We start from the raw sequence: 18,710 nt of genomic DNA, 5'->3' as shown, positions 1-18,710 counted from the left end.
GGTGTTGAAACGTGCAGCACCTCTCCAGTGCCTACAAATCGAATTCATAGAAACACCGGGCATGCTGGTCACACGAGAAAGGGAGCCCCAATGACTCAGACCCCGGATGAGTATCAGCCGACCACCCCATATCCTGCGTTCATGCAACAGCCCGCTCCGCAGGCCCCGCAATCTCAGCGCAGCCGGAACGGTGGGCTGGTCGCCGGCATCGCCATCGGAGCCATTATTGGCGGGCTTGTCGGCGGGGGCGCAGCGGCCGTCATCGCTACGAATGTCGGAGAAACCTCAGTGGTTCAAGCGGCTGGAGGTACGCTGACCCTTTCCAATGTGGATTCTGCCACCGCGATCTCCGGCGTCGCAGCGGTCGCGACGCCCAGCGTGGTGACACTGCAGGTAAGTTCAGCAGCGGGAAGCGGATCAGGCTCTGGCGTCATCTTTACGGAGGACGGCTACATCATCACGAACGCCCACGTCGCCACGCTCTCTGGGGCGACCGCGGAGCCCGAGATCAGCGTGAGATTGAGCGACGGCACCCGGCTCGACGCGGTGCTCGTTGGTAGCGACCCGTACGCCGACATCGCGGTGGTGAAGGTCGAGGCCGAGGGACTCACCCCGATCGCGATCGCTGATTCCGACGCGATCAACGTCGGCGACCTTGCGGTTGCTATTGGTGCGCCACTCAATCTTTCGAACACGGTCACGAGTGGAGTCGTGAGCGCGCTCAATCGAGGAATCTCGATCGCCAGCTCCATGGTGCCGGAGGGTGCGGATGACGAGATTGCCGAGGAAGATCCGAACGGCAGTAACCAGTTCCCATGGGATTTTAGGTTCGAGACACCTGAAGACCAGGGGCAGCGGCAAATGGGCGCGAGTTCAAGTGTCGCGGTGCCTGTCTTGCAGACGGATGCTTCGATCAACCCAGGAAACTCTGGCGGCGCGCTGCTCAATTCGCAGGCCGAACTCATCGGCATCAACGTCGCGCTAGCGTCCAACGACAACTCAGAAACAGCTGGAAGCGACGGACTCGGGTTCGCAATACCCTCGAATCTCGCGGTTAGGGTAGCGGAGGCGATCGTGGCAGGCGAGCAGCCATCGCACGGCCTGCTCGGTGTCAGTGTAGTGGCGGCAAGCCAAGACACTGATGAAGACGCTCAGCGTGAAGGAGGGCTGATCGCTGAGGTTGTCCCAGGTGGGGCCGCAGAGCAGGCAGGCCTGCGTGCCGGCGATGTGATCACTGCGGTTGACGGCGTCACTGTTGACTCAAGCACCGCGGTCTCCGCCATGATCCGCTATCACGCCGGGGGTAGCGACGTGATCATCACTTACTCCCGGGGTGGCGAGTTGAGCGACGTAGAGGTCACCCTCGGCACGCTTGAGTGGTAATAGATCGAACCGCGAGACGCCGCGGGCGCCGCGCACCGGGCCGGAACCGGTTGTGCGGCGCCCGCGGCGTCTCGCCGTGTCGCATTACGGCACATGCCATAGGGTGGCAGTCGTGAGTGCTGGCGGACTGAACTTTGCGCGCGCGAACCTGAAGAAGCTCCTGTCGCTTCCTACGTTCGCCCTCGCCTGGCTCCTCGCACTCGTTGTGCCTCGGACTTCTGCGCGCTGGCTGTTTGGCAGCGGCAGCGGAGTTGGGGAGGGTGCCCTCGCCGTCGCGCGAGTTCTGCGGCAGGCTCACCCAGAGGCGCACATCACCTGGGCTGTGGCGACCGATGATGAGGCGCAGGCGGCAGGCGCTGAAGGATTCCTTCCCGTCCGGCGAGGCAGTTGGGCGGGGTTTTGGTCCACGCTCCGGGCCGGACAGATTGTTGTCACGCACGGGCATGGTGACGCGAACCGGTTCGGCGTGTTCGGCGCCCGAGTCACGCATTTGATTCACGGTGCGCCGCTCAAGCGGCTGCATCTTGACTCCGCCGTTACGACCCAATTTTCTGGCCCGATCTTCGTTCGTGCGCTCTTGCAGCGTATGTACCTGGCGGGGAGCAAGCGGATTGAGCTCTTTGTGGCAGGTTCAGTTCTCGCCGCAGAACGTCTTCGCACCGCATACCGCGTGGCTCCCGGGCGTGTCCGGGTGCTCGGAGACCCTCGCGACGATGTACTTGCGGCCCAGGCCACAGAGCCCCGACTAGCTGCCATGGCTCGAGCCGAGATGCGGGAGATCCTGGGGCTCCCGCAAGAGGTAGCACCGGAGGTTCGGCCGGAGCCGATGGTGCTGTACGCGCCGACCTGGAGAGACGGAGATCCAGACCCCGGGGTGCCGACCGCAGAGGAGGCCGCGTCGATCCACGACCTCATGGAGCGAATGGGCGCTCGATTGGTACTGCGGCCTCACCCTTTGGGGGTGGGGGCCTACGCCGACGTAACCGGCGGGCGGGTGCACTTGCTGAGTGCCGACAAGGTGCGCGACATTACGCCCATGCTCGGCGCATTTGACGCGATCATCACCGATTACTCGTCGATCGCGGTCGACTACTCGTTGCTTGCACGGCCCATCGTCTGGTTCGCTCCGGATCTCGAGCAGTACGGCAGAACGCGGGGGCTCTACGAGCCGCTGGAGGTCACCTCTGCTGGCCAGCTGCGAAGAGATTGGACGGGGACACTCGATCGTCTCGCCGAGGTGATCGAGCCAGGGTCACGGGCTCGTCGGGCCGCCGAATCAGATGCGCGTGCCCTAGCAAAACGCTTTCATGCGCACCCCGAGGGGGGTGCCGCCGAGCGCGTTCTCGCGGAAATACTGCGGCTTGGCCAGCCCGAGCGTGAACGTATCCTTGAGGGCGCAGTTTTTTTCGAGAGCTACTACGGGCGGCAGGTGAGCTGCAATCCACTCGCCATCGATCGCGAGATTGCGCGCCGACACCCCGAGGTGCCGAGATACTGGAGTGTCATCAGCGAGCGGATCATCCCGCCACCGGGGGCGATTCCCGTGCTGGTGGGCGGGGCTGATTGGTTTGCTGTTCGACGCCGCGCCCGTCTTCTGGTGGTCAATGACTGGCTCCGGCACAGTTTTCGCAGGCGCCGGGGGCAGACCGTGTTGCAGACCTGGCACGGCACGATGCTCAAACACCTGGCGCTCGGCCGTCCCGGGGTGGGCCTGCGCACGCGACTTGCGATCCGTCGAGAGAGCAGTCGCTGGAACCTACTGCTGTCACAGAACCCCCACTCCACAGCTCAGTTCCGCAGCAGCTATGCCTACCGCGGGGAGATCCTAGAAACCGGCTACCCGCGAGACGATCGCCTGGCGAATGCCCTTGCGGGAGCGCAACGAAGTCCGGTCCGCGTTGAGACCGCCAAGCGACTGCTCGGTGTGCCCGTCGGTCGACGCGTGCTTGTCTACGCGCCCACCTGGCGCGACGCAGGACTCACACTCGTAGACGAACTGAACGTACGTGCGCTTGCGGTGGAACTCGGCGACGACTGGGTCGTCGTTGCCCGGGGTCACACACGTACGCACGGACTGGGGACGTATGAGGGGGTCGACGTCGGGGCCTCGGGAACGCTCATCGACGCTTCGACGCATCCCGACGTGAACGACGTCATCCTCGCCGCCGACTTGCTCGTCACCGACTATTCATCGGTGATGTTTGATGCGGCGGTCGCGCGTGTGCCCACCGTGTGTTTCGTGCCCGACCTCGTGCAGTACCGAGACCGCGAACGGGGCTTCACGTTTGATTTCGCGTCGCTTGCGCCGGGTCCGTTGCTCACCGAACGCGCTGCGGTCGTCGCGTTCGCGCGCGAACTTGCGGCTGGCGGCGTGGCCGCAGGGTGGGTGTGCGAGTACTCCGAGACGGCCGAACGTTTTCGCCATACCTTCGTGCCTCACGACGATGGCGGCGCCTCGGGTCGCGTGGTCGATGCTCTTGAGGCGCGAGGCGCGCTACCTCGCCCGTGATCGATCGACGGTGCGGCTCGCCCCCCCCGCTATGCCGACCAGGAAGCCTACCCCCCAGCTCACATGCATGGTAGCGAGCACAGAGCCACCCAGCAGACGCTCCCGCGCACCCCGCAACGCGGGGAGCTTCGTCGCCGCGAACGCAACTGCGCCGAGGTAAGTGATGGGAAGGACATGCACCATCGACCACCAGGTCCACGGTAGGAGTCCGAAGCCCTGCAAGATCAGAACGATCGCGCTGGTGGACAGGCCGAGCACCAAGGTGCCCGGGACGAAGAAGCGCCACGGGTGCGCGCGGGGGTAACGCCGCACCAGAACGGCCCGCCAGGCACCGGTTGCGAAGAACTGGCGCGCAAGGTCAGGAAGGCTCGCGCGCGGCCAGTAGGTGACGCGAAGCGATGGATCGAACCACACGATTCCTCCAGCGCGACGGATGCGAAGGTTGAGCTCCCAATCCTCGCCTCGGCGAATCTCAGGGTCGTAGCCGCCGACCGCTTCGATCGCCTCTCTGCGAAAGATTCCCAGGTAGGCGCTCTCCGCTGGCCCCGGGGTCCCGTCGCCGTGATACGCGCCGCCGCCCAGGCCATAGGGGCTGTTGTAGCCAGCCGCGATCGCGCGTTGCACCGTTGTGCGACCCGCAGCCTGCATGACACCTCCGACATTTGCAGCGCCCTCGCGTCGCAATGCCGCGATGCCGGCGCTCGTGTACTCGGGCACGAGCTCGCTGTGAGCGTCTACCCGCACAATGATGGGAAACTGGCTGGCCGCGATCGCGAGATTCAACCCGATCGGAATATCTCGTCCGGGGTTGTCGACGAGCCGCACGCGGGGATCCGCTGCGGCGAGGCGATCCGCAATTTCGCTGCTGCGATCAGTCGACGGCCCCAGCGCCAGCACAATCTCTTTGTCGCCCGCGTACTGCTGCGCAAGGATCGTGCGCACGGCGGCTTCAAGATGCTCTTCTTCGTTGAGGACAGGCATCACATAGCTCACCGCTGGAAGCGGGGGCAGGGGAGTCAGGTGCACTCAACGATCTTCCCACGCGGCGCTCGGGAGGATCGTCACAGACCCCGCGGCTAGGCTTGAGGGATGCAGTTTTCCAAGGACAGTCGACGTGCCATTCGGCTCGCCAAACGGGTACTCAAGGGGCGGCGGGCATTTTTCGAGGTGCGCGAGCTGCTCGCGACTCGAGGCCCTTTGCCCGAAGGCCACTTCCGCGTCGGGGTATATTTCGCTGACAGTGATGTCAACATTTATCAGATGCGGCAGTGGTATGCCCCGCTGCGCGAACTCTCGAAGACACACCCGGTTGTGTTGATCGCTCGCAACGCGGCCGGAGCCCGACAGCTCATGCGCGAGAGCGGCCTGGACGTCACCTTCGAGCCAAAGGTCACCGGTCTCGAGCGTTTGGTTGATGAGCAGCCCCTTGAGGTGATTCTGTACGTCAATCAGAACACCCGCAATTTTCAGATGATGCGGTACGGGAGTCGCTGGCATGTGTTCATCAACCATGGCGAGAGCGACAAGATGTACATGACGAGCAATCAGCACAAGGCATACGATTTCGCGTTTGTCGCAGGAGAGGCCGCGCGTGCGCGACTGTCGAAGGCACTCTGGGACTATGAGGTAGATGAGCGCACGGTCGCGATCGGAAGGCCGCAAGCTGATCACCTCACGGGAGAACCACCCTATCCCGCCGATGACCGTACCGTGGTGTTGTACGCTCCGACCTGGGAAGGCGACCGACCCGCTGCAAGCTACGGCTCGGTTGTAACCCACGGCGAGGCGCTGGTGCGTCGCCTACTCGAAACCGGTCGTCACCGGGTGGTATATCGGCCGCACCCGCGCAGCGGGGTCGTGGATCCTGCCTTCGGTGCGGCAAATCAGCGCATCATTGCGGCGCTCGCTGACGCGAACCGGCGTGACCCCTCTGCGCATCACGTCTTCGACCAGTCGCCACAGCTCGGATGGCAATTGAGTCTGCCAGATGTCGCTATTTGCGATGTTTCAGCGATGATTTATGATCGACTCGCGACGGGCAAGCCCCTCATGGTGACGCGGCCGCTCGCGCCCGAGGCAGAGATCGATGAAGGCGGGTACCTCAGCGTCTGCGAGTGGCTCGGCTCCGAAGACACTGAAGGCATCGACGCCGTACTCGATCGGGTCATCGGAGACGACGCAGCGCGCGAGCGTTTGGGAACGTGGTCACAGCACTACTTCGGCGACACCACCCCGGGGGCGCCGAGCAGACGCTTCCGCGAAGCCGTCGAAGCTCTCCTCTTGCGCGCTGAAGACCGCAAGGCGCTCATGCGGTCGTAGCCTCAAACGTCAGTTCGCCAGGGCTCGCAGGTGGATCCCCGGCTAGCTATTGTGCTCGGTATTGTAGCGGTGCAACACGTCATCGATCGGGCCATCAAGCTGGAGCTTTCCCTGGTCGAGGTAGAGGCCGCGGCTACAGAACCGACGCAAGTCGCGTTCGCTGTGGGAAACGAGAAACAGGGTTTTTCCCTCGGCGAGCAGCGCGTCGATGCGCCGATAACACTTGGTGCGGAACGCCTTGTCACCGACGGCGAGCACCTCGTCAACGAGGAGAACTGGCTCATCGAGCTGCGACACCACCGAGAATGCTACGCGCACTTTCATACCGCTCGATAGGTGCTTGAATGGCGTATCGAGCACACCCTCAGCGCCCGCGAACTCGACGATCGAGTCAAATCGCTCGGCAAGCTCGAGTCGACTGAGTCCGTGCAGTCCAGCCGTGAGGTGAATGTTGTCACGCACCGTGAGGTCGCCCGCAAAGCCACCAGTGAGCTCGATCAGCGGGGCGACCCCGCCGTGCACTGTGACGTGGCCGGTGTCTGGAAGGAGAACCCCCGCGACGAGCTTCAACAAGGTGGACTTTCCCTGACCGTTGCGGCCCACGACCCCGATTGCTTCGCCCGCGTGAACGGTGAATGAGACGTCCCGCAACGCCCAGAACTCACCCGCGGCAGAACGCCGTTGCTTGCCAGCGAACAGGTCCTTGAAGCTGCGTCTCGCCCCCCGGTTTCGCCGGAATCGGACACCGAGATTGGACGCGGTGATAATCGTTGAGGCGCTGCTTGGGTCGTGCTGAGAGTCGACCCCGTTCGACGCATCTGCTGGGTGAGATGAGGTCACGTCACAACTCCTTTAAGACGCCACCGACGCTGCGGCGGAAAACGAGGATTCCGACGATGAGCGTGACTACGGTGATCGACGTTGAGACGGCGATCAGGGCCCAATCAAGCTGCTCGGGGAAGAAGCCCGCGCGGAAGAGGGAGAAAATGCCTGAGAGCGGGTTGACCCACGCGAGCGGAGCAACCACCGCGGGGAGGTCGTTCGCTGCGTAGATCACGGGTGAGGCGTAGAAAAGCACGCGCAGTACTAGCTTCGCCGCACGCTCGAGATCGCGGAAGAAGACTACCAACGGCGCCAAGATGAGCCCGACGCCCAGAATGAGGGCTCCCATCAGGATGACCCCGAGTGGGAATAACAGGATGTACCAACTTACGCTCGCCCCGTTGAGGAGAGCGAACAAGACGAGTACGGGCAAGCTGAGTAAGAACTCGACGCCCTTCGCGCAGACGATGCGAGCAACCCAGATCCACCGCGGGAGCGCAACAGAACGCACGAGTTTGACATCTCGCAGGAATGCGCGAGTCGAATCTCCGACGGCGCCGTTGAACCACACCCAGGGCAACATGGCAGTCAGGAGAAACACGATGTACGGTTCCTCGCCCAGGCTTCGGGGAAGGAGCTGGCTGAAAATGAACCAGTAGATGAGGCTCATTAGAAGTGGATCGAGAATCGACCAGAAATAACCGAGAACCGAGGTTGAATAGCGAACCTTGAGGTCCCGAACCGTCAGGAGCCGTAGTGAACGCCATGCGCTCGCGCGGGGTGAGCCCGGGGCGCGATGCCTGCGGGTGTCGGCGGGTGAAGTCACAGGGCTATTCTGCCTGTATTCCGAGAGTCAATGCTGGAGGACGCTCGCGAACCGCGGGCGTAGGGGTTTGGTAGGTTAGGTGTGTGTCACATTTGCCCCCCAGCGCTGATCTCACGCCCGACTCCGGTCCGGGCGACCTGACTGGCCTCGATACGGAGGGCCTCACCAGTGCAGATGCGGATCCGGGCCTGCCGCGAACGGTGAAACGACGCCCGCAGCGACGGGCTGGATCCAGTGGGGCGATCCGAAATTCGACGGCGATTGCTCCTGCCGACAAACCTGAAGGGTCCGACACGCCCGACACCTCCGATGCGACCGAAACGCAGGAGACAAGCGGGCTAGTTCCTGCGCCGGACAGCGCGGAGCCGGCGCCCGAAACGTTGCCAGAGCCAGAGTCAGAGCCAGAGTCAGAGCCCAGCGTTTTGTCGGAGGTGGAGACCACGTCTGGGCCGGAGCCAGATCTCCCGCCAGAGTCGGAGCCTGAGCCTTTGCCCGCGTCCGAAGTTTTGCCCGCGTCCGAAGCATTGCCCGAGCCTGAAGCGCCGTCGATTTCCTCAACTCCGCCTCGCACTGGTCGCATTGAAATCCCCGTTCCCTCGATAGTCCGTGCGCGTGAGCGCGCCGCAGCAGCAGCCGGCAATCCGGTAGTCCTGCGCACCGAGCAGCTCACGAAGAGTTACGGGCAAGTACTTGCCGCGGCAGAGGTCTCCCTCGAAGTCCGGGCCGGATCCTTCACCGGAATTGTCGGACCCAACGGCGCTGGCAAGACCACGGTGCTTTCGATGATCAGCGGGGTGAATCGTCCGACCTCGGGCCGGATCACGGTGCACGACATTGACGTGTGGTCTGATGGGCCCGCGGCAAAACGGGTTCTCGGTACGCTCCCTGACCGTTTGCGCCTGTTCGATCGGCTCAGCGGCGCACAATTGCTGTACTACGCGGGCGTGCTGCACGGCATCGATGAGTCTTCGCTCGCCAAACGCACAGCTGAACTCGCAAAAGCTTTCGGCCTTGAGCCCGCGCTTGACCGCCCGGTGTCCGACTACTCGGCCGGTATGCAGAAGAAAATCGGCCTCGCGTGCGCCATGATCCATGCGCCCGATGTGCTGGTGCTTGACGAACCGTTTGAAGCGATCGATCCGGTCTCGGCCTCAAACGTAACTGAAATTCTCGAGAAATTCGTTGCTGGGGGCGGCAGCATCATCATGTCGAGCCATAGCCTCGACTTGATCCAGCGCGTCTGTGACCATGTCGCAGTGATCGTCGACGGTTCGGTGATCGCTCAAGGCACGGTGGATGAGGTGCGGGACGGATTAAGCCTCGAAGATCGATTCCGGCATCTCACAGATTCCCCCGAGACAGGGAAGGGGCTGGAGTGGTTGCACGGCTCTGCAGACTCCGAGTAGCTCTTCTCCTCAGCGTTTTCCGCGGCATTCCTTCGGCCGTCGCGCGGTCCGTCGGCATCGGGGCGTTAGCTTTGGTTGGCGCCATCGCTCTTGCGTTCTTGCCCCAGTGGATCGTGCGTTCGACAGACGCTCACACGGGCATTGACACAGTGCTCGTTTCCGTGGTGTTGGCGGCCGCGGGCATCGTGCCGCTGTTTGCGAATCGAAAGCATCTCGAGCCGAGACACTTCGCTCAGTTCCCTGCGAATCCGTCACAGATTGCCTCAGGAATGCTTGTGAGCACCTTCCTCGGGTGGCCGACCCTCTGGCTCGTAGCTTGGTGGGTATCGCTCATTGCGCTGCGTCCCGAATGGCATACGGCGTGGTGGGCTGTGGTAGTTGGCGCGGTACTCGCGCTCCTTCTCGCAGTTGCCGGTGCCAGAGTCGCATCCGCATTTGCGAAGCTGGTCGTCTCGCAGCGAAACGCTGGGGCCGTTCGTGCGACGGGTTTACTGCTACTCGTCGCCGCACTTCCAGTTGTAGTGTTCGCGGTGACACAGGCACTCAGCTCGCCGGGCGGCAAACTCACGAGTGACGCGGCACAGGTTCTCGGCTGGACCCCCGTGGGTGCGCCCGCAGCCGGAATAGCCCTTGCCGCGGCTGGTGACATCGAGGGTGCTCTGCTGCGCTTCGGTGTGGTTCTGGCGACGGTGTTTGTCTTGGTGCTCGCGTGGTACGCGATCGTGCGAGTCTCGCTCGAACGCATTGATCGACCCATTGACCCGAACGTCGCTCGGCAGGGGCTTGACTGGTTTGACCGATTCCCCGCAAAACCAGGCCCGGTGATCGGTGCTCGTGCGCTCACGTACTGGCTGCGCGACCCGCGATATCGGGTAGCCCTCGCCGCGATCCCACTGGCACCGGTGTTCATAGTGGTCGCGCTCTGGGTTGCCGGTGTCGAACCTCATATTTTGGCGCTGGTGCCACTTCCGGTTGTTTTGCTCCTGCTTGGGTGGTCGCTTCACAATGACGTGGCCATGGACTCTACCGCCCTGTGGATCCACGTGGCCAGCGGCACACGCGGACGAGACGATCGCTTTGGCCGACTCTCGCCAGTCCTGCTCCTTGGACTTCCGCTCGTGCTTGTCGGGTCTAGCATCACTGTCACCGTCATGGGTGACTGGCGTGTGCTTCCTGCTGTCATTGGAATGAATCTCGGCGTGTTGCTTGCGGCGGCGGGTGTCTCAAGTGTGTTCTCGGCCATGCTGCCCTACCCCACGACCCGCCCGGGAGATAGCCCCTTCGCACAGCCAGCCGTCGCGGGCACTGGGTCGGGACTTGCCCAGACCCTCTCGATGTTGGGAGCACTCGTGCTTGCAGTGCCACCGATCTGGATTTCGTTTTCCGCAATCGACCAGATCAGTTTCGGAATGAATCTTTGGGCGCTTGTGTTTGGTGCTGGCTATGGACTCGTCGTGGTGACACTCGGGGTCTTCATCGGCGGTCGCATCTTTGACCGTGCCGCGCCTGAACTACTCGCGCTCACGCAGACCTTCGATTAATGCACAGCTAAGGTCGACTGGTCGGTGCCCCGGGCCTCAATATGTTCATCGCTATCTTGGTGTGATCAGCGATGCCCCCGAGCTATGTCGTGAGGTGGTTCTCCGGAACGAGGCGTAGAATCATTCACATGGGTATCTTCACACGCGACAATCCGGCTGGCGGCGGAGGCACTGATGTGCTCGACCGCGAGCTTGAGCAACTGCTGAACGAGGAGCAGGTCGAAGACGGCGATCACGAGCGCTTCTCCCACTTCGTGCCGAAAGACAAGATCCTCGAGTCTGCTGTTACCGGGAAACCGGTTCGCGCTCTGTGCGGCAAGAAATGGACTCCGTCGCGCGACCCGGAGAAGTTTCCCGTGTGCCCCGACTGCAAGAAGGTTTACGATCGGATGCGGAAGTAACCACTACTCTGGCCGATTTGATTCGTCGGTCGGTGTGGCTGGGTGCAGTGTGACCCTGCCTGTGTGATGACTCTGCACCGCGTGATTCCGTACTGCGTGATTCCGTGCGGCGGAACTAATCCTGCGCCGAGCCCCGACTCGAGCGGTATTCCGTGGAGATTGCCGGTTCGCCTCGGGTGAGGCTCATCGCGATCGGAGGCAGCTCGGCCACGCTGTGACGGTGGCGCTCGCGTGCCGCGAGGATGCCGGCCTTCCCGAGGTGTTGCGGCTGGGAAACTCCCTCGAGTACCAGCGGCACGATGAGTTCACGCGAGTTGGCCGCAAGTTCGGCTCCCTCCGTTTCTCCACCGGGTCCGTCCCCGAGGAAGACCACATCTGCGACCGCAACACCACGCGTGTTAAACAGACGGCGGACGCTCTTGCGCCCACCCACCGAGGCCTTGTCGGTGGATTTCTTCGCTACCGGAACCCATTCGTCATCGTCGCCTTTGCGCGCAACGAGTTTGTACACCATGCCCATAGTCGGAGATCCCGAACCGACGACCACGGAGGTTCCTACTCCGAAGCTGTCAACTGGGGCTGCGGCGAGGGCTGCAACCGTATACTCGTCGAGATCGTTGGTCACCGTGATCTTGGTGGCGGTGGCTCCGAGTTCATCCAGCAACTGCCGCACCCGGGCTACTACTACGGGAAGGTCGCCGGAGTCGATACGTACGGCCCCGAGCGACGGCCCGGCTACCTCAACGGCCGTGCGCACTCCCTGCTCAATGTCGTAGGTGTCGACGAGCAGGGTGGTGTCTGACCCGAGGGTGGCGACCTGTGCGGCGAAAGCATCCCGCTCGCTGTCATGGAGCAGCGTAAACGAGTGTGCTGCGGTTCCCATGGTGGGAATACCGAATCGCCTGCCTGCCTCGAGATTCGAGGTCGCGCTGAAGCCTGCAACATAGGCCGCCCGAGCGGCCGTGACTGCGCTTTGCTCGCCCGTGCGGCGGCTTCCCATTTCTGCGAGCGGTTTGCCTCCGGCAGCGTGCACCATGCGCGAGGCCGCGGTCGCGATCGCGGAGTCGGCGTTCAGCACGCTGAGCGCCAATGTTTCGAGCACGACTCCCTCGGCGAAGGTTGACTCGACGGTGAGTAGGGGAGTACCAGGAAAGAACACTTCACCCTCGGGGTATCCCCAAATGTCACCTGAGAACCGGTAGTTCGCGAGCCAGTCGAGCGTTTCGCTGCGCAGAAAGGCCTGTGTTGTGAGCCAGTCGAGTTGGGTATCGGTGAAGCGAAATCGTTCGATCGCCTCGAGCAGACGACCGGTGCCGGCGACCACGCCATACCTGCGGGCTCCGGTGAGACGACGTGCAAAGAGCTCGAAGACGCACGCTCGATCTGCGGTGCCCGCAGCGAGAGCCGCGTCGACCATCGTCAGCTCGTAGTGGTCGGTCAGGAGTGCCGTTGATGTGCTCACTTCGCCAGCCTAATGAAAATCACGTGAGGAGACAGCGGTTGGCGCGGCAAGCGGCTCGAAACGGTGCGCGATTACGTTGCAGACTCCCTCAGGCGTGCGCTCGAGCACTCCGGTGATCACCAGCGCGGGTGAGGTGCGAGCTACCAGCCGATACCTCGCCCAGACTCCCGTAAAGATCACGACGTTCACGGTGCCCGACTCGTCCTCGAGGGTAAGGAACGTGATGCCGCCTGCGGTGCCTGGGCGTTGCCGGTGCGTGACCAAGCCCGCCACCGTTACAACCCCTCCCGGCCGTGCCCGGGCTATCCGATCTGAGCGGGTGATGCCCCGCGCGTCAAGACTGTCACGCAGCAGCGCGAGCGGGTGTGCTCCCGTGACCACTCCGGTGCTCCACAGATCCAGAGAGCTTTGTTCGGCTGCCGTGAGTACCGGGAGTAGGGGTGGTTGCACGTGTACGGCGATGCCCGGAAGATATCGCTCGCGATTATCGGCGGCGGGGCTGGCGGCCCAGAGCGCCTCCCGACGCCCGATGCCCAGGCCGTCGCATCCACCAGCCGCACCGAGCGCCTCCAGTTTCACGCGATCAAGGTCCGCGCGGCGAGCCAGGTCCGCGAGATCCACAAAGGGGCCATCGCGACGCGCGCGGACAATGCGCTCGGCGGTCGCGGCGTCGATGCCGCGCACTTCTGCGAGGCCGAGGCGTACCGCAAACGCGCCGTCTCTGCGGTGCTGCATGCTTGTGTCAGGGGTATGCGGGGTGAACGGCGGCACCTGGGGCTGCGTAAACGCAAGGCAGGTGTCGAGACCGGTGGGCTTTGCGTGATCCACCATTTTCTCGAGTTCGGCGAGCACACCCGACCGCTGCACATCGGCGGGGCGCACCTCCACCCCGTGACGCCGCGCGTCTTCGACCAGCGTGCGCGGCGCATAGAATCCCATCGGCTGCGAGCGCAGCAGACCCGCGAGAAACGCGGCGGGGTAGTGCAGCTTGAACCAGGCGCTCGTGTACACGAGCAGGGCGAAGCTGATGGAGTGGCTCTCAGCAAAGCCGAATGCCGCGAACGCCTCGATCTGCGCGTAGATGCGCTCGGCGGTAACGGTGTCGATGCCGTTCGCCGCCATCCCTGCGAAAAGACGGGTGCGCAGCCGTTCGATCTTTTCTACCCCACGCTTTGACCCCATGGCCCGCCGCAGTAGATCGGCATCTTCGGCGGTGCAGCCGCCCACGGCCATTGCCATCTGCATGAGCTGCTCTTGAAACAGCGGCACCCCCAGGGTACGTTCTAGCACTGGCTCGAGTGATGGGTGCGGGTAGGTGATGGCTTCGGTACCTGCCCGCCGACGCAGGTAGGGGTGGATCGCGCCGCCCTGCAGTGGGCCTGGACGAATGAGGGCGATCTCGACGACCAAGTCGTAAAAGCAACGTGGACGGAGCCGGGGCAGCGTGTTCAACTGGGCGCGGCTCTCGAGCTGGAACACCCCGATCGCGTCGGCGCGGCACAGCATGTCGTACACCCCTGCCTCGTCGCGGGGCAGCGTCTCGAGACTCCATCTCTCGCCGGTGGCTTCCGCCGCGAGTTCCATGGTGACCTGCAGGGCGCTGAGCATGCCGAGGCCGAGCAGGTCGAACTTCACGAGACCCATTGACGCGCAGTCGTCTTTGTCCCACTGCAGCACGGTGCGCCCGGGCATGCGTGCGTGTTCGATCGGACAGACCTCGCCTACTGGCCGCTCGGTGAGCACCATGCCCCCCGAGTGGATACCGAGGTGGCGTGGTGCGCGCATGAGCTGACCCGCGAGGTTGAGCACATCGGGCGGGATCACTGGCCCGTCGTGCTCGGCACTGTCGGGCAGGGCACTCCATCGCTCCAGGCCCCGAGTCCACGCACGTTGCTGCCCGCTGCTGAAACCGAGCGCCTTCGCGGCATCACGCACCGCGCTCTTCGGCCGGTAGCTGATGACATTCGCGACCTGAGCCGCGTTCCGTCTGCCGTAGGTGGCGTAGACATACTGGATCACCTCCTCGCGTCGGTCGCTCTCGAAATCGACGTCGATGTCGGGTTCTTCTTCACGCATGCTCGAAAGAAAACGCTCGAAGGGCAGTTGGTAGTGGATCGAGTCGACTGCGGTGATCCCGAGTACGTAACAGACCGCCGAGTTCGCTGCGGATCCCCTGCCCTGGCACAGGATGCCGCGGCTGCGTGCGAACTGCACGATGTCGCGCACGATAAGGAAGTACCCGGGGAAGTCTTTTGCTTCGATGAGCGCCAGCTCTTTCTCGAGCCGGGCAGTGATGTCGGGATTGGGTAGGCGGTACCTCTGCGTGGCGCCCTGATAAACGAGTTCCCGCAGCCAACTCATGAGAGTGTGTCCGTCGGGGGGCTGCAGCTTCGGCAGCTTTGGCCGTGCCGTGCGCAGGGGGAAGGCCAGCTCCCGTGCGAGCGGTGCTGTGCGGGTGACCGCGGCCGGGTGCCGCGCGAATCGGCGGTGCATGGCGGCCCCTGAGCGCAGTCGCGCAGCTCCGCTCGCGGGGAGAAACGGGTCGAGCTCATCGAGGCTGCGCCGGGCGCGGATCGCGGCGACGGCCTCCGCCAGAGGGGCCTCTGCTGCCGTGGCAAAGTGCACCGCGCCGGTGGCGAGGGTCGGGAGTCGTTCTTCGTGAGCGAGCGCGGCGAGACGGTCATTACGTATGTCGTCACCGGGATGGCCGTGATCGGTGAGCTCGACGAACACCCGGTCGCGCCCGAAGAGTGACGTGAGTTGATCGAGTGCGACACGTGCCGCATGCTCGCCGTCAGAGCGGTTAGAGGCGTTCGCAAGTGCGCGGCGCACACTCCCTTTGCGGCACCCGGTGAGCACCACCCATTCCTCGCCGCTCGCCGCGGCCAGTTCCTCAAGATCGTAAACGGGGCGTCCCTTATGTCCGCCTGCCAATTGGCCCTCGGTGATGGCGCTTGAGAGGCGGTGATATCCGTCGACTCCCTGGGCAAGGAGAAGGAGGTGAGTGCCCTGTGGGTCAGCGACACCCAATTGCGGTGCGTTAAGCCCGAGCGAGAGCTCGGCGCCGAAGACCGTGGCTAGATCTGGGTGCTCTGCCGCAGCCTCGGCGAAACGCGCGGCACCCTGAAACCCGTCATGATCAGTAATCGCGAGTCCGAAAAGACCGAGCCGGACTGCCTCGGTGACGAGCGACTCGGGGGAGCTCGCCCCGTCAAGGAAGCTAAAGTGCGAGTGTGCGTGCAGCTCAGCGTAGGGGAACGCCGCGGAGGGTGCGTGCCCTGCGAGCGTATCCGCTTCAGTTGTTGGCCCTCCCGTGAGTCCTTCCGTGAGCCCTGATGGAGGGCCGGCCGCGAGCTCAGCTGTGGATCGTGGTGTGGGTGTGGGTGTGGGTGTGGGTGTGGGCGTGGATGTGGGCGTGGGCGTGAGCGAGCGTGAGGACGAAGCTGCGGGCGGTGATGCTGAATGCAGCGGGCCACGCCCAGAGAGCATTCGCTCAAGCTCGCCCCAGGGGATGGCCGGATTATTCCAACCCATGACTGCTTCCTTTCGGCGTGATACGACTACGCGTAATGGGCCTCAACGAACCATCGCCCAGCGGCTTGAGCTGCGTGGTCGCTTACTGAACTAGACGCGAGGTGTGGCACTGGGTGAGTTCCCAGGTCAGGTTTAGGCCCAGATGCCTGATCATGCGATTCCTGCGGTTCGCCGTGTTCGTACCGCAGAAGCCAGGCATCACCGTCCTCGAGGAGCACCTGGAGACGGTAACCAGCCCGGCCTCCTGCCCACCATCTTTCGTGCAGCGGCCAGGGAGCAGACCATGCGTGGACGGCCGCAGGCAAGAGTTTGCCGCCCACGCTCAGACGTGACGGATTGGACGCGAGGACATCGTCATTGGTCGGTTGCACGACGACGCCCGCGTCATCGTGCAACTCTGCACCCACCTCCTGCGTGAAGATGGTGTTGGGGAGTGCACCTGTGATGCGGCCCGGCCATGGGCCATCGCGCAGGCGAATGCGGGAGCGGGGTGCGCGCCGAGTCTCCGCGCGAGTGCCCCACGGCACTAATCGCTGCCGCTCTGCAGTGAGCCTGCCGCCGGTGAGCTCGCCCGTGCCGACGCCCTCATGGCCGACGAGGCTCTGCACGCGGCTGAGGTGGTGATGTACCCGCTCGTCAGGCGCTGTGTTCCACAGACCTGGCTCGTGCTTCGCGGCGTGCGCCGTGCGGATCGGGGTGAGGCGTACCTCGGCGATGCCCGAACCCCCTCGGTCGGGGTCTCGGGGCACGGTGGCTGACTGCCAGCGCACACGATTGATCACGTCGACGGCGGTGAAGTGGCTGGGGTGCGCCCAGGTGCGTTCATATCGAAGCCCGATGTCGTCGGTGAGTTCGACCCCCAATTCCGTGCAGACGAGACCGTGCTCAATTAATCTGCGCGTGAACACCTCGGCAGCGCCGCTGCAGGCAAAAGCGAGCTGGTCTGCGCCGTCGAGCGGGGGTTCGAACGCGCAGTCGATCGAGAGTTCGATCTCGGGGTCACGTGGTCGCACCTCGGCGGCGTGCGCGGCCCCCAGCCCGCGTGCGCGGCGATGAGCTACGACGCCAGCGGATCCGAACCGCTGGCGCACCGCATCTTCGGGGAGCGCGGCCAACGCGCCGAGCGTGCGAATGCCCAGCCGGGTGAGCGTATCGGCGAAATCGGGAGAGGTTGCCCGGGCAATCGAGAGAGGGCCGAGGAACGCGGCTGTGTGCTCGGTGCGGACGATGCGCACCCCGGGCAGGGGGGACTCCACACCCGGGTCTGTGTCGTGCGCTCGCGTGGCCTGTTCGGCGGCAAAACGCCCGCTGGCCACCCCAACCCGCGACTCCGGAAACCCCACCTCCACCAGGCGGGCTATCAGTGCTGCCGCTGCAGCCTCCTCGCTGCCAAAATAGCGTGCAGGCCCGCGAGCGCGCATGGCGCAGAGCCCCGGGCGGAGAGGCTCCACCCCTGGAATGGTCTGTTCGATCGCCGCGAGTACCGGCGCGAAACGGCGAGCATCAACCTCTGGGTCGTGTGGATGTACTTCAAGGTCGGGGCACCGCGAGCGTGCTTCGCGCTCGCGAAGACCGGTGCGCACGCCGGCCACTCTGGCAGCGGACGAGCACGCGACAACTTGATGTTGAGTCGTGAGCGCGAGCATCAACGGTTCATGGGAGTCTCGCTCCGCCTCGTGTTCACTGAGGTATGCGTGCACGGGCCAGTCCGGCACCCACAGCACCATCACCCGCTCAGCTTGCTCGTTCATGACATACCCACTCTTGTCATACCCACTCGTGGAAGCGCCCCGGACAAGCGACCGCCTCGGAACACCACGGTGTGTTGCCGAGGCCCGCGTCGATCGTTGGAACGGACGGTCAGTTCGTGGGTGAGGAGCATTCCGTGGCCACGGCCGAGCCCGCTCCAGCGGGATCCCGTCACGCGAAGCGTGCTTTCGGCTTTCGGCCACTGCCCCAGCACGACGAGTGCGGTGCCATGATCGCGCAGTCGCGCAGCCAGTCGTTCTGCATCTTGCGGCCGCACCTGGCTTGACGGCCGCAGAAGCATCACCGTGAGAACCTCACTCAAGGTGCCCGCAATATTGATCGTGTGTGGCCCGGGATTGGGTACGAGTACAAATCGATCGAGCGCCATCCCAAGCTCGGCAGCCGCTTCCGCCCCGAACTCGGGGAAGCCGATGGCTCCGCACCAAGCGCCCGATGCGGAAGCGGCGGAAACTAGCGCGAGGGAAAGCTGCAGCGATCCCGCAACTATCGTCGCACTGCCTCGCCGCAGCGCACCCCCGGGGAAAAGATCGCGCAACTCAGGCGGAGTGGGTAGGGCATCGTCAGTGAGCCGCAGGGGTTGCATCTGACTGATGCGCTCCTGCAGTGTGCGAACTGTCGCAGCCTGATTCATGCAGCAATGTTCGAACATATGTTCGAACAAGTCAAGTTGAAATATCACTCACCGGCGCGTCGTCTTGTGTGCGCAGGAACCTCGGGCGCGATCCACTCGCGAGACT

Annotated in this window: 13 protein-coding genes; 6 read left to right on the top strand and 7 right to left on the bottom strand. The window is 64.0% G+C overall.

The features are described from left to right. The first annotated feature begins 90 nt into the window (after nt 1–90). Both ACTNFJ_RS06540 and ACTNFJ_RS06535 read left to right on the top strand, forming a co-directional pair. Nucleotides 91–1,383 (top strand): S1C family serine protease, encoded by a 1,293-nt coding sequence (locus ACTNFJ_RS06540; protein WP_435905603.1) that lies wholly within the window; start codon nt 91–93, stop codon nt 1,381–1,383. A 112-nt stretch (nt 1,384–1,495) separates the two neighbouring features. Continuing rightward, nucleotides 1,496–3,892 (top strand): CDP-glycerol glycerophosphotransferase family protein, encoded by a 2,397-nt coding sequence (locus tag ACTNFJ_RS06535; protein ID WP_435905596.1) that lies wholly within the window; start codon nt 1,496–1,498, stop codon nt 3,890–3,892. Here the strand turns inward: ACTNFJ_RS06535 and ACTNFJ_RS06530 are convergent. Continuing rightward, nucleotides 3,878–4,918 carry a glycosyltransferase family 2 protein gene (locus ACTNFJ_RS06530; protein ID WP_435905595.1) on the bottom strand — a complete coding sequence of 347 codons (1,041 nt, stop codon included), beginning with the start codon at nt 4,916–4,918 and terminating at the stop codon, nt 3,878–3,880. The two genes, ACTNFJ_RS06535 and ACTNFJ_RS06530, sit on opposite strands and share 15 nt — an antisense overlap. Nucleotides 4,919–4,981: 63 nt before the next feature. On the opposite strand from ACTNFJ_RS06530, the gene ACTNFJ_RS06525 reads away from it, so the two are divergent. Continuing rightward, on the top strand, nt 4,982–6,211 hold the full coding sequence (locus tag ACTNFJ_RS06525; RefSeq protein ID WP_435905594.1) for a CDP-glycerol glycerophosphotransferase family protein: 1,230 nt from the start codon (nt 4,982–4,984) through the stop codon (nt 6,209–6,211). A 42-nt stretch (nt 6,212–6,253) separates the two neighbouring features. Here the strand turns inward: ACTNFJ_RS06525 and ACTNFJ_RS06520 are convergent, their stop codons facing one another. Together ACTNFJ_RS06520 and ACTNFJ_RS06515 are read right to left on the bottom strand one after the other, a co-directional pair. Then, nucleotides 6,254–6,979: an ABC transporter ATP-binding protein gene (locus tag ACTNFJ_RS06520; RefSeq protein ID WP_435905601.1), complete on the bottom strand. Its 726-nt coding sequence runs from the start codon at nt 6,977–6,979 to the stop codon at nt 6,254–6,256. A gap of 73 nt (nt 6,980–7,052) precedes the next feature. Further along, the gene (locus tag ACTNFJ_RS06515; protein WP_435905593.1) at nt 7,053–7,859 is read right to left on the bottom strand and encodes an ABC transporter permease; all 807 of its coding nucleotides are present in this window, start codon (nt 7,857–7,859) and stop codon (nt 7,053–7,055) included. Between the two features lie 83 nt (nt 7,860–7,942). Between ACTNFJ_RS06515 and ACTNFJ_RS06510 the strand changes: the two genes are divergently transcribed. The 3 genes from ACTNFJ_RS06510 to ACTNFJ_RS06500 all read left to right on the top strand — a co-directional run bounded on the left by ACTNFJ_RS06510 (nt 7,943) and on the right by ACTNFJ_RS06500 (nt 11,207). Continuing rightward, nucleotides 7,943–9,265, top strand: a complete 1,323-nt coding sequence (locus ACTNFJ_RS06510) for an ABC transporter ATP-binding protein (RefSeq protein ID WP_435905592.1) — start codon at nt 7,943–7,945, stop codon at nt 9,263–9,265. After that, a complete protein-coding gene (locus ACTNFJ_RS06505; protein WP_435905591.1) occupies nt 9,235–10,806 on the top strand; it encodes a hypothetical protein in 1,572 nt (523 codons plus the stop codon). The genes ACTNFJ_RS06510 and ACTNFJ_RS06505 overlap by 31 nt, the downstream gene beginning before the upstream one ends. Nucleotides 10,807–10,934: 128 nt before the next feature. Beyond that, a complete protein-coding gene (locus tag ACTNFJ_RS06500; RefSeq protein ID WP_435905590.1) occupies nt 10,935–11,207 on the top strand; it encodes a DUF3039 domain-containing protein in 273 nt (90 codons plus the stop codon). Between the two features lie 115 nt (nt 11,208–11,322). Here ACTNFJ_RS06500 and ACTNFJ_RS06495 read toward each other — a convergent pair whose 3' ends face one another. From ACTNFJ_RS06495 to imuA', 4 genes are read right to left on the bottom strand one after another with little or no spacing between them, the layout of a single operon-like run. Then, complete coding sequence (locus ACTNFJ_RS06495; RefSeq protein WP_435905589.1) at nt 11,323–12,669, bottom strand: nicotinate phosphoribosyltransferase; 1,347 nt, start codon at nt 12,667–12,669, stop codon at nt 11,323–11,325. A 9-nt stretch (nt 12,670–12,678) separates the two neighbouring features. Beyond that, a complete protein-coding gene (locus ACTNFJ_RS06490) occupies nt 12,679–16,203 on the bottom strand; it encodes an error-prone DNA polymerase (RefSeq protein WP_435905588.1) in 3,525 nt (1,174 codons plus the stop codon). A gap of 26 nt (nt 16,204–16,229) precedes the next feature. After that, nucleotides 16,230–17,954 carry a DNA polymerase Y family protein gene (locus ACTNFJ_RS06485; RefSeq protein ID WP_435905587.1) on the bottom strand — a complete coding sequence of 575 codons (1,725 nt, stop codon included), beginning with the start codon at nt 17,952–17,954 and terminating at the stop codon, nt 16,230–16,232. Then, nucleotides 17,951–18,604, bottom strand: a complete 654-nt coding sequence (gene imuA' / locus ACTNFJ_RS06480) for a DnaE2-dependent mutagenesis accessory factor ImuA' (protein WP_435905586.1) — start codon at nt 18,602–18,604, stop codon at nt 17,951–17,953. Before imuA' ends, ACTNFJ_RS06485 begins: the two co-directional genes overlap by 4 nt. Between the last annotated feature and the right edge of the window lie 106 nt (nt 18,605–18,710).

The sequence above is a fragment of the Leucobacter shiyiweii genome (genome assembly GCF_052446065.1).
Taxonomy (GTDB): Bacteria; Actinomycetota; Actinomycetes; order Actinomycetales; family Microbacteriaceae; genus Leucobacter.
This window is presented reverse-complemented; position numbering and strand designations above follow the sequence as displayed.